The organism is Streptomyces seoulensis (assembly GCF_004328625.1).
Lineage (GTDB): Bacteria > Actinomycetota > Actinomycetes > Streptomycetales > Streptomycetaceae > Streptomyces > Streptomyces seoulensis.
Genome location: NZ_CP032229.1, coordinates 1,809,510 through 1,821,860, shown reverse-complemented (window position 1 = coordinate 1,821,860; position 12,351 = coordinate 1,809,510). Strand labels below are relative to the sequence as shown.

The window sequence follows — 12,351 nt, the reverse complement described above, 5'->3', positions numbered from 1 at the left end:
ACCCCCGGCGTCTGAAACCCACAGCTGCGGGTACAGTGCCCGCCATGCGCGATCTCGGGGTGGGGTTCCGTCATCTCCTCAACGGCCAGCGGTGGGTGGCACAGCACGGGCGGCAGTACGGCTTCGGCCTGCTGCCCGGCCTGATCACCCTCGTCCTCTACCTGCTGGCGCTGGTCGCGCTCGCCCTGTGGGGCTCCGACGCCGTCACCTGGGCGACCCCGTTCGCCGACGACTGGTCCGGCCCCTGGCAGGGCCTCTTCCGGGGCTTCCTGACCGTCGTGCTGTTCGCGCTCGGCCTGCTGCTCGCGGTCCTCACCTTCACCGCGGCCACCCTGCTGATAGGCCAGCCCTTCTACGAGAGCCTCTCCGAGCGCACCGACGCCGACGTCTCGCCCGACGGGACCGCGCCCAGCTCCGACCGGCCGATGTGGCGCGACCTGTGGATCTCCGCCCGGGACAGCCTGCGCATCCTGGTAAGGGCCTGCGTCTGGGGCGTGCTGCTGTTCGCGCTCGGCTTCCTGCCCGTGGTCGGCCAGACCGTCGTACCCGTCCTCGGCTTCTTCGTCACCGGGTTCTTCCTCACCGAGGAACTCACCTCGGTCGCCCTCCAGCGCCGTGACGTCGACCTGCGCGCCCGGCTCGCCCTGCTGCGCTCCCGCAAGATGCTCGCCTGGGGCTTCGGGGTCCCGCTGGGCCTCGCCTTCCTGGTCCCCGTGGTCGCGGTGTTCCTGATGCCCGGCGCGGTCGCCGGGGCCACCCTCCTGACCCGCGACCTCCTCGGTGAACCCCTCGCCGAGGAGCAGCCGGAGAGCGACCGGCCGGTCACCGCCTGAGCCCGCCCCGGCGGCGGAGAAGGCGAACTCGTGACCCGGGAGTGAAGGGTTCGTGGGAGAACCCGCCCGCACCCCCGATCCGGCGCCCTCGGCCGCCCGGCGTTGATTACCGTCGACAGCAGCCCCGGTCCCGGAACCTGACACCCGGACCGGGGCTGAATACTGTCCGGGGCGGCTCAGCGCGTCCCGAAGCCGTACACCGTCGCGGAGCGGTACACCTCGCCCGGCTCCAGCCGGGTGGTGGGGAAGTCCGGGCGGTTGGGGGAGTCCGGGAAGTGCTGGGTCTCCAGCGCGATCCCCTCGCCCGGCGCGAACGGGGCGCCGAGGTGGTCGGCGGTGTAGAGCTGGATGCCCGGCTCGGTCGTCGCCACCGTCAGCACCCGCCCCGACGCCGGGTCGTACAGCTCGGCCACCTCCTCGGCGGCCGGCGTGACGCCCTTGTCCAGCACGTAGTTGTGGTCGTACCCCGAGCCGACCTTGCGGGAGGCGCGGAAGTCGAAGCGCGAGTCCGTCACGTCCACCGGATCGCCCGCAGGGATCAGCCCGTCGTCCACCGGCGTGTACCGCGAGGCGGCCAGCCGCAGCTCATGACCGCCCGCGTGCCCCGATCCGCCGAGGTTGAAGTACGAGTGGTTGGTGAGGTTCACGACCGTCGGCGCGTCCGTCACCGCCTCGTAGGCGATCCGCAGCGCACCCGCCTCGTCCAGGGTGTACGTCGCCGAGACCTCCAGACGCCCCGGAAAGCCCTCCTCGCCGTCCGGGCTGACCCGGCTGAGCCGCACCCCGTGCTCCACCGGCTCCGCGTCCCACACGTACCGGTCGAAGCCCCGGTCGCCGCCGTGCAGCGAGTTGGGCCCGTTGTTCCGGGCCAGCGTGTAGGTCCGCCCGTCCAGGGTGAAGCGGCCGCCCGCGATCCGGTTGGCGTACCGGCCCACCAACGCGCCCAGATACGGCCCCGGATGGTCCACATAGCCCTCGACGGAGGGGAACCCGAGCACCACGTCCGCCGCGTGCCCCTCCCGGTCCGGCACCTCGGCCGACTGCACGATCCCGCCGTACGACAGCACCCGGACCCGTACCCCACCGCGCTCGAGCGTCCAGCGGTGCACCGGGGTCCCGTCGGAAAGTGTGCCGAAAAGTTCGCCCATGTGGGAAACCTTAGGTCACGGTCTGTGCTCTGTGACCGTCCGGTACGCGATCTCCGCGAGCCGGGCCTGCCCGTCCCGGCTCGGGTGGAACCAGTCCCACTGGCTCAACTGCCCGGTACCGAAGCGGTAGTCGAAGACCGCGTTGCCGTCGGAGCGGCAGCGCTCGTCCTTCGCGCACACCTCGGCCAGCACCGTGTTGTACGCCTCCACCCGGGCCTGGACCTCCTGCCGGCGCGCCGTCGCCGCCTCGGTCAGGTCGTCCGCGCCGCGCAGCATGGAGGGGCAGATGCCCAGCTTCCACACCTCCTTGCCTAGCGGATCGGCCCGCCCCTCCGACCACAGTCGCAGCAGGTTCGGCACGCTCGCCACGTACACCTGCGTCCTGGGCAGCTCCTCGCGCAGGGTCGCCATCGAGCGCTCGAAGTCCGCGCGGAAGTCCGCCACCGGGGTCATCGCCGACACCGAGGACCGGCAGGCGTCGTTCGCGCCCACCATCACCGTCACCAGCTCCGGGCGCCGCTTCACCGCCGCGGCCATCTGGCCGGGCAGGTCGGCCATCCGGGCGCCGGTCACCGCGTAGTTCCAGCCCCGCTCGGCCGCGCCCTGCCGCCCCAGCAGCCGGACCGCGAGGCTGTCCACGCCGGTGTCCGCGCCCGTCGCCCAGGACACCTCGGGGCAGTCCGCGAGGACCTGGCAGGCGTCGAAGCCACGGGTGACGGAGTCGCCCACGGCCGCGACCGAGTCCGGGTGCGCGTTCCACACCGGGGAGGGCTTCGCGGAGGGCCGGGACACGCCCGTACCTCCGTCACCGCCCCGGATGGAGTCACAGCCGCCCGCCAGCACCGCCGCCGTCAGCACGGCGAGCACGGCGCGCGCCCGGTGGCCTGGTTTCCGCATCCCCGCAGGTCTCCTCGTTCTTCCGCGCACCGACCGCCGGTGCCTCCACCCATCACAACGTGCGAGGGTTCCCGTCCGCCCCCGCTGGAACGGCACACCCCCGTACAAGCGTCCCCCTGGGTGAATGGCAGAGGTTTCCTGGCACCGGGACCGACGGTACGTCACACTCCTTGCATCCCCGCAAGGTAGCCTCGCCATCAACGCGGCCGACGCGTCATGGCCGCTCGACCAGCCCGCAAGATGTCCCGCTCAGCCCGGAGGTTCCGGTGACGACACGTGGAGTTCTGTACGTGCACTCCGCGCCGCGCGCGCTGTGCCCGCATGTCGAGTGGGCCATCGCCGGGGTGCTGGGCACGCGCGTCAGCCTGGACTGGATCAGGCAGCCCGCCGCGCCCGGTACCTGGCGCTCGGAGTTCTCCTGGCAGGGTGAGGCGGCCACCGCCTCCAAGCTCGCCTCCGCGCTGCGCGGCTGGCAGCTGCTCCGCTTCGAGGTCACCGCCGAGCCGTCCGCCGCCGCCGAGGGCGAGCGCTACAGCTGCACCCCCGAGCTGGGCATCTTCCACGCCGTCACCGGCATCCACGGCGACATCCTCATCCCCGAGGACCGCCTGCGCGCCGCCCTCCAGCGCAGCCGCCAGGGCGAGAGCGACCTGGAGGCCGAACTCTCCAAGCTCCTCGGCAAGCCCTGGGACGACGAACTGGAGACCTTCCGCCACGCGGGCGAGGGCGCCCCGGTCCGCTGGCTCCACCAGGTCGTCTGAGCCGCCGTAACGCGCGTGACGCGTCTGTACGCGAGGAAGGCCCCCACCGGTCGGTGGGGGCCTTCCTCGGTGCTTCAGGTCAGATGGTGCGGAACGCCAGCACCACGTTGTGGCCGCCGAAGCCGAACGAGTCGTTCAGCGCGGCGATCCGGCCCTCGGGAAGCTGACGCGGCTCGCCCACGACGACGTCCGCGTTGACCTCGGGGTCCAGCTCGGTGACGTTGATCGTCGGCGGGGCCGTGCGGTTCACCAGCGCCAGGATGGACGCGACGCTCTCGATACCGCCCGCGCCGCCCAGCAGGTGACCCGTCATCGACTTGGTCGCGGAGACGGCCATGTGGTCGACGTCGTCGCCGAAGACCTTCCGCAGCGCCTTGACCTCGGCCACGTCACCCTGCGGCGTCGAGGTGGCGTGCGCGTTCACGTGCACGATCTCCGCCGGCTTCAGGTCGGTGGAGTCCAGCAGGTTCTGCAGCGCCTGCGCGATGCCGTTGCCCGAGGGCTCCGGCTGCGTGATGTGGTGCGCGTCGGCCGAGATGCCCTGGCCGATCGCCTCGGCGTAGACCCGGGCACCGCGCGCCTTGGCGTGCTCCTCGGACTCCAGCACGATCACACCGGCGCCCTCACCGAGCACGAAGCCGTCACGGCCCGAGTCGTAGGGGCGGGACGCGCCCTCGGGGTCGTCGTTGTTCTTGGACATCGCCATCATGTTGCCGAAGGCGACGATGGGCAGCGGGTGGATGGCGGCCTCGGTGCCACCGGCCACGACCACGTCCGCACGCCCGGTACGGATCATCTCGATCGCGTACCCGATGGCCTCGGCGCCGGAGGCGCAGGCCGATACGGGGGTGTGCACACCGGCACGCGCGCCCAGCTCGATACCGACGTTGGCCGCCGGGGAGTTGGGCATCAGCATCGGCACGGTGTGCGGGGAGACCCGGCGGACGCCCTTCTCCCGCAGTACGTCGTACTGGTCCAGGAGGGTCGTCACGCCGCCGATGCCGGAGGCGATGACCGCGCCGAGGCGGTCGGGGTTCACGGACTGGTCCTCACCGGCCTTGGCGGTGAAACCGGCGTCCGCCCAGGCTTCCTTGGCGGCGATCAGCGCGAACTGCGCGGACCGGTCCAGCTTGCGGGCCTGCGGCCGGGGGAGGATCTCACCCGGCTCGACGGCGATCTGCGCGGCGATCTGAACCGGCAGCTCGGCCGCCCACTCCTGCTCCAGGCGGCTGACGCCGGACCGGCCGGCCAGCATGGCGTCCCAGGTGGAAGCTGCGTCGCCACCCAGCGGTGTGGTTGCGCCGATACCGGTGACGACCACGGTGCGATTGGTCGGGCTCACGGGAATTCTTTCTCCAACAGATGCGGGATCAACGGCGCCACCGCCGGGTGGCGGGGCCTAGCAGCCAGGTCCGAGGGTGACTCAGGCCTGGTGCTTGAGGATGTAGTCGGTGGCGTCACCGACGGTCTTCAGGTTCTTGACGTCCTCGTCGGGGATCTTCACGTCGAAGCGCTCCTCGGCGGCGACGACGACCTCGACCATGGACAGGGAGTCGACGTCGAGGTCGTCCGTGAAGGACTTGTCGAGCTGGACGTCCTCGGTGGGGATGCCGGCGATCTCGTTCACGATCTCGGCAAGGCCCGCGACGATCTCTTCCTGGGTGGCGGCCATGTCAGGCGCTCTCCTTCTTCGATGTTCAGACAATGAGGTGGCATTCGTCCCCGTATCGGACCGGGTGGTCCGGCACGGAGTGCCTAGGGGAGGGTAACGACAGTGGCGGCGTAGACCAGACCCGCCCCGAATCCGATGACGAGCGCCGTGTCGCCGCTCTTGGCCTCGCCGGTCGCCAGAAGCCGCTCCATAGCGAGCGGGATCGACGCGGCCGAGGTGTTGCCGGTGGTGCGGATGTCACGGGCGACCGTGACATGCTCCGGCAGCTTCAGAGTCTTCACCATCGAGTCGATGATCCGCACATTGGCCTGGTGCGGGATGAAGACGTCCAGGTCGTCCGAGGAGATCCCGGCCGCGTCCAGCGCCTGCTGGGCGACCTTCGCCATCTCGAACACGGCCCAGCGGAACACCGCCTGGCCCTCCTGCGTGATCGCGGGGAACTTGATGTTGCCCGCGCTGTCCAGGGGAAGCTCGGAGACGTCTCCCACGTGGAAACGGTCCCACGGGACGGTCTGCTTGATCGTGCCGGCCTTGTCGCCCTCCGAGCCCCACACCGTGGGACCGATGGCGGGCTCCTGGGACGGGCCGACCACGACCGCGCCCGCGCCGTCACCGAACAGGAATGCCGTCGCGCGGTCCTCCAGGTCGGTCAGGTCGCTGAGCCGCTCCACGCCGATGACGAGCACGTACTCGGCGGAGCCCTCGACGACCATGCCCTTGGCGAGGGTCAGGCCGTAGCCGAAGCCCGCGCAGCCCGCCGAGATGTCGAACGCGGCGGCCTTGTCGGTGCCCAGCTTGTCCGCGATCTCGGTGGCCACGGCCGGGGTCTGGCTGAAGTGCGAGACGGTGGAGACCACCACGGCGCCGATCCGGTCGGCGTCGATGCCCGAGTCGGCGATGGCCTTGCCCGCCGCCTCGATCGACATCGCGGCGACCGTCTCCTCGGGGCCCGCCCAGTGCCGGGTCTCGATCCCGGAGCGGGACCTGATCCACTCGTCGGAGGAGTCGATCGTCTCCAGGATCACCTCGTTGGGCACCACCCGGGTCGGGCGGTAGCCGCCGACCCCGAGGATGCGCGCGTACGGGGCGCCCTTGCTGGGCTTGATCTTCGCCATTGGCATGGGCTCCTTGTCAGGCGCCCGCCGCGTCAGCGGCAGGACTCGCGGTCTCGGCGATGAGCGCGCGCGCCGCGTCGAGATCCTCGGGGGTCTTCAGGGCGAGCGTCCGTACACCGGGCAGAGCGCGCTTGGCCAGGCCGGTCAGCGTGCCGCCGGGGCACACCTCGATCAGCGCGGTGGCGCCCAGCTCCTTGAAGGTCTCCATGCACAGGTCCCAGCGGACCGGGTTGGCGACCTGGCCGACCAGCCGCTCCAGCACCTCGGTGCCGGAGGCGACCGTACGGCCGTCCTTGTTGGAGACGTAGGTCAGCTTCGGGTCCGCCGGGGCCAGCTCGGCCGCGGCCTTGGCCAGCGTCTCGACGGCGGGCGCCATGTGGCGGGTGTGGAAGGCGCCGGCCACCTTCAGCGGGACGACCTTGCGGACGCCCTCCGGCTTGTCCTCGGCCAGCGCGGCCAGCTGCTCCAGCGTGCCCGCCGCGACGATCTGGCCCGCGCCGTTGATGTTGGCCGGGGTCAGGCCCAGCTTCTCCAGGTGCGCGACGGAGACCTCCGGGTCGCCGCCGAGCAGCGCCGACATGCCGGTCTCGGTGATCGCGGCGGCGTCGGCCATCGCCAGACCCCGCTTGCGCACCAGGTTCAGGGCGGAGACGTCGTCCAGCACGCCCGCGAAGGCGGCGGCGGTGATCTCGCCGACGCTGTGGCCCGCGACCGCGCCCGGCGCGATGTCACCCAGTGCCGCGGCGGACAGCAGCCCGGCCGCGACCAGCAGCGGCTGCGCCACGGCGGTGTCGCGGATCGCGTCCGCGTCGGCCAGCGTTCCGTAGTGGACGAGGTCCAGTCCGATGGCGTCGGACCACGCCGCGACGCGGTCGGCGGCACCGGGGAGTTCGAGCCAGGGGGTCAGGAAGCCGGGCGTCTGGGCGCCCTGGCCGGGAGCGACGAGTACGAGCACTCTCACACTCTCTCTTGTCGACGGCCGAAGCCGCCCGTGGGGACAGGGACGAATAACTCGGAAGGCTTTTGTGGGCCCCCGACAAAAGGCTAGGGCTGGGACTCCCCGTCGGTGAGCCGCCCCAGGATCAGGGCGATCCGCAACGTGAACGCGGATCGTACATCGGAGGGCGACCAGCCGGTGACGTCAGTCACACGTCGCAGCCGGTAGCGCACGGTGTTCGGGTGAACGAAGAGCATCCTCGCCGCGCCCTCGAGACTGCTCGCCTGCTCCAGGTAGACACTCAGGGTCTCCAGCAGCGCCGAGCCGGCCTCCTCCAGCGGTCTGTAGATCTCCTCCACCAACTGCTCGCGCGCACCGGGATCGCCCGCGATGGCGCGCTCCGGAAGCAGATCGTCCGCCAGCACCGGCCGGGGCGCGTCCTGCCAGGCGGTGCACGCCTTCAGCCCGGCCGCCGCGGCCTGCGCGGACCGGGTCGCGGCCTGGAGGTCGTGCATGACCGGTCCCGCCACCACCGGCCCCGGCGCGAACGGCCCGATCAGCGACTTGGCCACGTTCAGCGGCTGCACCGAGCTGCCTCCGGCGATCACCACCAGCCGGTCCCCGAGCACCCCGGTGAGCACCTGGAGCTTGGCGTGCCGGGCGGCCCGCCGGATCGCCTCCACGGTCAGCTCGCTGTCCCCGTCCGGGGCGGTGCCGAGCACCACGCAGACGTGCTCCGGCGAGTTCCAGCCCAGCGCCGCCGCCCGGCTCACCGCGCCCTCGTCGGCCTCGCCGCTGAGCACCGCGTTCACCACCAGGGACTCCAGCCGGGCGTCCCAGGCACCGCGTGCCTCGGCGGCCTGGGCGTAGACCTGGGCGGTGGCGAAGGCGATCTCGCGGGCGTACACGAGCAGCGCCTCGCGGAGCACGCGCTCGTCGCCGGGCGCGGCCACCTCGTCGATGGCGCTCTCCATGACCTCGATGGTGGTGCGCACCATCTCCACGGTCTGGCGCAGGGTGATCGCGCGGGTCAGCTCGCGGGGCGCGGTGCCGAAGACGTCGGTCGAGATGGCCTGGGGCGCCTCGGGGTGCCGGAACCACTCGGTGAAGGCGGCGATGCCGGCCTGCGCCACGAGCCCGATCCAGGACCGGTTCTCCGGGGGCATGGCCCGGTACCACGGCAGGGTGTCGTCCATCCGCGCGATGGCCTGCGCGGCGAGACTCCCCGAGGACTTCTCCAGCCGCCGCAGGGTCGCGGTGTGCGGGTGGACGGCGGATACCGCGGGGTCGCTGTGGTGGGATTCGGGTTCGGGCACGTGGACAAGACTGCCTTATCGGGACGCGCGCATGTGCCGCCGGGTCCGTCTCGCCCTTCCGCACCGGCCGGTACATGCCTGCGGCACGGGCGCCGCGCGCACTACCGTGGGGGGCGTGATGGAGGTACGGCGCGCCGCTGAGCGTTACCACGGAGGAGACCCGGAGGCGGGCATCGACTCCCGCCACGCCCTGTCCTTCGGGCCGCACTACGACCCCGCGAACCTGCGCTTCGGCGCGGTGATCGCCTGCAACGAGGAACGGCTCGCGCCCGGCGCCGGGTTCGGTGAGCACCCGCACAGCCACACCGAGATCGTCACCTGGGTCGTGGAGGGGGAGCTGACCCACCGGGACTCGGCCGGCCACGAGAGCGTGGTGCGTCCCGGTGACGTACAGCACCTCAGCGCGGCCGCGGGCGTCCGGCACGTCGAGCGCAACGACGGCACGGTCCCGCTGACCTTCCTCCAGATGTGGCTGGCCCCGCTGAAGCCCGGCGGTGAGCCGTCGTACGAGGTCGTGCCGGGCATCGCCGACTCCACCCCGTACGCCCTGCCCGGAGCGGGCGCGATGCTGCACGTGCGGCGGCTGGCGGCGGGGGAGCGGACGGCCGTGCCGGACGCGGCGCACCTCTACGTCCACGTGGTGCGCGGCGAGGTGGGCCTCGCCGGGGAGACCCTCGGCCCCGGCGACTCGGCCCGGATCACCGGCGCCGAGGGGCTGGCGGCGGTGGGGGTGACGGCGGCGGAGCTGCTGGTGTGGGAGATGGGCCCGTAGGGGGCAGGCCGGCGGGTCAGCCCCGGACTTCCGCCAGCACCGCGTCCGTGAACACCGGCCACGCCTCGACCGCCCACGGCCCGAAGGCGCGGTCGGTCAGGGCGACGGCGGCCATGCCCGCGTCCGGGTCCGTCCACAGGAAGGTGCCGGACTGGCCGAAGTGGCCGAAGGTGCGCGGGGAGGACGAACTCCCGGTCCAGTGCGGGGACTTGGCGCCCCGGATCTCGAAGCCGAGCCCCCAGTCGTTGGGGTTCTGGTGGCCGTATCCCGGTAGTACGCCCTTGGTACCCGGGTACTGCACGGTCATCGCCGCCGCGACGGTCCTGGGGTCCAGCAGGCGCGGTGCCTGGAGTTCGGCCGCGAAGCGCAGCAGGTCCGCCACCGTGGAGACGCCGTCCTTGGCGGGGGAGCCCTCCAGCGAGGTCGAGGTCATGCCCAGCGGCTCCAGCACCGCCTGGCGCAGATACTCGGGGAAGGGGATGTCGGTGGCCTTGGCGAGGTGGTCGCCGAGCTGCTCGAAACCGGCGTTGGAGTACAGCCGCCGCTCACCGGGCGCGGACATCGTGCGGTGCTCGTCGAAGGCCAGCCCGGAGGTGTGCGCCAGCAGATGGCGGACCGTGGCCCCGGGCGGCCCGGCGGGCTCGTCCAGCTCGACGGCGCCCTCCTCGTACGCGACCAGCGCCGCGTAGGCGGCCAGCGGCTTGGTCACCGAGGCCAGCGGGAAGCGGTGGTCCACCGGACCGTGCGTACCCAGCACGGTCCCGTCGGCCCGCACCACCCCCGCGGCGGCGGTGGGGACGGGCCAGTTCTCGATCAGCGCCAGGCTCTGCAACGACATACCGGCGACCCTATGCGCCTCACAGCCGCAGCTCCATCAAGGGGTCGGGCTTGGGCTCGAACCCCAGCGCCTCGTACAGCGGGCGGGCGTCGGCGGAGGCGGTGAGCTGGATCTGCCGGGCACCCCGCACGCGGAACCAGTCCAGCAGCCCGTCCATGCACGCACGCGCGTACCCCCGGCGCCGGGTACCGGGATCGGTGGCCACGCTGAACACGAAGCCGACCACGCCGTGCGGGTTGGTCTCCCGCCCGATCCGGTACTCGGCCGTCCCCACCGCGAGCGCGGCCAGCGCCCCCGGCCGCTCCGGGTGGTCCACCACGAAGGCGGCGAAGGTGCCGTCCGGGTCGGCCAGCCGGGCGCGCAGGGTGGGCAGGGACTCCTCGTGCCAGGTCCCGGCGTCACCGCCCCCGGAGACGGAGTCGATCATCACCTGGCGCAGGCGCAGCACTTCCGGCGCGTCCTCGGGCAGGGCCCGGCGTACGAGACTCATGGGCGGCACGCTAGCGTCCGGGCCCCGGGTCCGTCCCGGCCATTTCTGCCGGGTACCGCTTGCTTGGAGTGCGCTCGAAGGTCTTAGCGTTGAGGGCATGACGGTGATGCAGACCACGCAAGCGGTGGCGGCCGGCCAGGACATCTGTTCCGGCCCCCCGCCGCGCCATCCCCGGCCCGACGGCCAGGACCGGTACACGATCAGTGAGGTCGTCGCCTTCACCGGACTGACCGCGCACACCCTGCGCTGGTACGAGCGGATCGGCCTGATGCCGCACGTCGACCGCTCGCACACCGGCCAGCGCCGCTACACCAACCGCGACCTGGACTGGCTGGTCTTCGTCACCAAGCTGCGGCTCACCGGAATGCCGGTCGCCGACATGGTCCGGTACGCCGAGCTGGTGCGGCAGGGGGAGAGCACCTACGACGAGCGGCGCGAGCTGCTGGAGTCGACCCGCCGGGACGTGCTCTCCCGGATCGACGAGCTGCGCGACACGCTCGCCGTGCTCGACCTGAAGATCGGTTTCTACGCCACGGAGGGGACCACCCGATGACCGACCGCACGATGCCGACCGTACGCCTGGGCGAGACCGGCCCGGAGACCAGCGTCCAGGGCCTCGGCTGCATGGGCATGAGCTTCGGCTACGGCCCCGCCGACACCGACCAGTCGCGGGCCGCCCTGGAGCGCGCCTTCGGCCTCGGCGTGACGCTGTACGACACGGCGGACGCCTACGGAGCCGGGGACAACGAGCGCTTCCTCGCCCCCTTCTTCAAGGCCCACCGCGACGAGGTGGTCATCGCCACCAAGTTCGCGCTGACCATCCCGCCGGACGACCCGAGCAAGCGGATCATCCGCAACGACGCCCCGTACATCCGCCAGGCGATCGAGGACAGCCTCAAGCGGCTCGACGTCGACGTGATCGACCTCTACTACATGCACCGCCGCGATGTGAACGTACCGATCGAGGAGACCGTCGGCGTCATGGCCGACCTGGTGCGCGAGGGCAAGGTCAAGCACCTGGGGCTCAGCGAGGTCACCGCGGACGAACTGCGCACTGCGCACGCCGTCCACCCGATCGCCGCCGTGCAGTCCGAGTGGTCCCTGTTCAGCCGGGACATCGAGACCCAGGTCGTCCCGGCCGCCCGCGAGCTGGGCGTCGGCCTGGTGCCCTACTCCCCGCTGGGCCGTGGCTTCCTCACCGGCGCCTTCACGGACGCCGCCAAGGAGCTGACCGACGGCGACTTCCGCCGCTCCCAGCCCCGCTTCACCGGTGACAACGCGACCGCCAACGCGGCCCTGCTGGAGCCGGTGCGCCGGGTCGCCGAGGCGCACGGGGCGACCCTCGGCCAGGTCGCGCTGGCCTGGGTGCACCAGCGGGCTGCGGCGTACGGCCTCGCGGTCGTCCCGATCCCGGGCACCCGCAAGGCCGAGCGGGTCACCGAGAACGCCGGCGCCGCCCACCTCGTCCTCACCGAGGAGGAACTGGCCCTGCTGGAGCCGATCGCCGGGCAGGTCGCGGGCGACCGGTACGCCGACATGACGTTCACCTCGGCGGGCCGGGAGCAGTAGGGC

General features: G+C 72.1%; 14 protein-coding genes. 5 read left to right on the top strand and 9 right to left on the bottom strand.

Annotated elements, in window-relative coordinates:
• Positions 1 to 44: 44 nt before the first annotated feature.
• Positions 45 to 833, top strand: coding sequence for an EI24 domain-containing protein (locus tag D0Z67_RS08560; protein WP_031179709.1), 789 nt, complete (start codon positions 45 to 47; stop codon positions 831 to 833).
• Between the two features lie 176 nt (positions 834 to 1,009).
• On the opposite strand, the gene D0Z67_RS08555 is transcribed toward D0Z67_RS08560, so the two are convergent.
• Complete coding sequence (locus tag D0Z67_RS08555; RefSeq protein ID WP_031179710.1) at positions 1,010 to 1,981, bottom strand: aldose epimerase family protein; 972 nt, start codon at positions 1,979 to 1,981, stop codon at positions 1,010 to 1,012.
• 15 nt (positions 1,982 to 1,996) lie between these two features.
• Positions 1,997 to 2,878, bottom strand: a complete 882-nt coding sequence (locus D0Z67_RS08550) for an SGNH/GDSL hydrolase family protein (RefSeq protein WP_031179711.1) — start codon at positions 2,876 to 2,878, stop codon at positions 1,997 to 1,999.
• A gap of 266 nt (positions 2,879 to 3,144) precedes the next feature.
• Here D0Z67_RS08550 and D0Z67_RS08545 point away from each other — a divergent pair, with 266 nt between their 5' ends.
• On the top strand, positions 3,145 to 3,639 hold the full coding sequence (locus tag D0Z67_RS08545; RefSeq protein WP_031179712.1) for a DUF3145 domain-containing protein: 495 nt from the start codon (positions 3,145 to 3,147) through the stop codon (positions 3,637 to 3,639).
• A 79-nt stretch (positions 3,640 to 3,718) separates the two neighbouring features.
• Here the strand turns inward: D0Z67_RS08545 and fabF are convergent, their stop codons facing one another.
• The 5 genes from fabF to D0Z67_RS08520 all read right to left on the bottom strand — a co-directional run bounded on the left by fabF (position 3,719) and on the right by D0Z67_RS08520 (position 8,679).
• Entirely contained in the window at positions 3,719 to 4,981 is a 1,263-nt protein-coding gene (gene fabF / locus D0Z67_RS08540) for a beta-ketoacyl-ACP synthase II (protein ID WP_031179713.1), read from the bottom strand.
• An 81-nt stretch (positions 4,982 to 5,062) separates the two neighbouring features.
• Positions 5,063 to 5,311 carry an acyl carrier protein gene (locus tag D0Z67_RS08535; RefSeq protein ID WP_018545314.1) on the bottom strand — a complete coding sequence of 83 codons (249 nt, stop codon included), beginning with the start codon at positions 5,309 to 5,311 and terminating at the stop codon, positions 5,063 to 5,065.
• Between the two features lie 83 nt (positions 5,312 to 5,394).
• Positions 5,395 to 6,426: a ketoacyl-ACP synthase III gene (locus D0Z67_RS08530; protein WP_031179714.1), complete on the bottom strand. Its 1,032-nt coding sequence runs from the start codon at positions 6,424 to 6,426 to the stop codon at positions 5,395 to 5,397.
• A 16-nt stretch (positions 6,427 to 6,442) separates the two neighbouring features.
• On the bottom strand, positions 6,443 to 7,381 hold the full coding sequence (locus D0Z67_RS08525) for an ACP S-malonyltransferase (protein WP_031179715.1): 939 nt from the start codon (positions 7,379 to 7,381) through the stop codon (positions 6,443 to 6,445).
• Between the two features lie 89 nt (positions 7,382 to 7,470).
• On the bottom strand, positions 7,471 to 8,679 hold the full coding sequence (locus D0Z67_RS08520; protein WP_031179716.1) for a PucR family transcriptional regulator: 1,209 nt from the start codon (positions 8,677 to 8,679) through the stop codon (positions 7,471 to 7,473).
• A 118-nt stretch (positions 8,680 to 8,797) separates the two neighbouring features.
• Between D0Z67_RS08520 and D0Z67_RS08515 the strand changes: the two genes are divergently transcribed.
• Positions 8,798 to 9,451 carry a pirin family protein gene (locus D0Z67_RS08515; protein ID WP_031179717.1) on the top strand — a complete coding sequence of 218 codons (654 nt, stop codon included), beginning with the start codon at positions 8,798 to 8,800 and terminating at the stop codon, positions 9,449 to 9,451.
• Between the two features lie 16 nt (positions 9,452 to 9,467).
• On the opposite strand, the gene D0Z67_RS08510 is transcribed toward D0Z67_RS08515, so the two are convergent.
• Both D0Z67_RS08510 and D0Z67_RS08505 read right to left on the bottom strand, forming a co-directional pair.
• Positions 9,468 to 10,289, bottom strand: coding sequence for a serine hydrolase domain-containing protein (locus D0Z67_RS08510; RefSeq protein ID WP_031179718.1), 822 nt, complete (start codon positions 10,287 to 10,289; stop codon positions 9,468 to 9,470).
• 19 nt (positions 10,290 to 10,308) lie between these two features.
• Positions 10,309 to 10,779 carry a GNAT family N-acetyltransferase gene (locus D0Z67_RS08505; protein ID WP_031179719.1) on the bottom strand — a complete coding sequence of 157 codons (471 nt, stop codon included), beginning with the start codon at positions 10,777 to 10,779 and terminating at the stop codon, positions 10,309 to 10,311.
• A 97-nt stretch (positions 10,780 to 10,876) separates the two neighbouring features.
• Between D0Z67_RS08505 and D0Z67_RS08500 the strand changes: the two genes are divergently transcribed.
• Together D0Z67_RS08500 and D0Z67_RS08495 are read left to right on the top strand one after the other, a co-directional pair.
• Positions 10,877 to 11,332 (top strand): MerR family transcriptional regulator, encoded by a 456-nt coding sequence (locus D0Z67_RS08500; RefSeq protein ID WP_031179720.1) that lies wholly within the window; start codon positions 10,877 to 10,879, stop codon positions 11,330 to 11,332.
• The gene (locus D0Z67_RS08495) at positions 11,329 to 12,348 is read left to right on the top strand and encodes an aldo/keto reductase (protein ID WP_031179721.1); all 1,020 of its coding nucleotides are present in this window, start codon (positions 11,329 to 11,331) and stop codon (positions 12,346 to 12,348) included. Before D0Z67_RS08500 ends, D0Z67_RS08495 begins: the two co-directional genes overlap by 4 nt.
• Positions 12,349 to 12,351 lie beyond the last annotated feature (3 nt).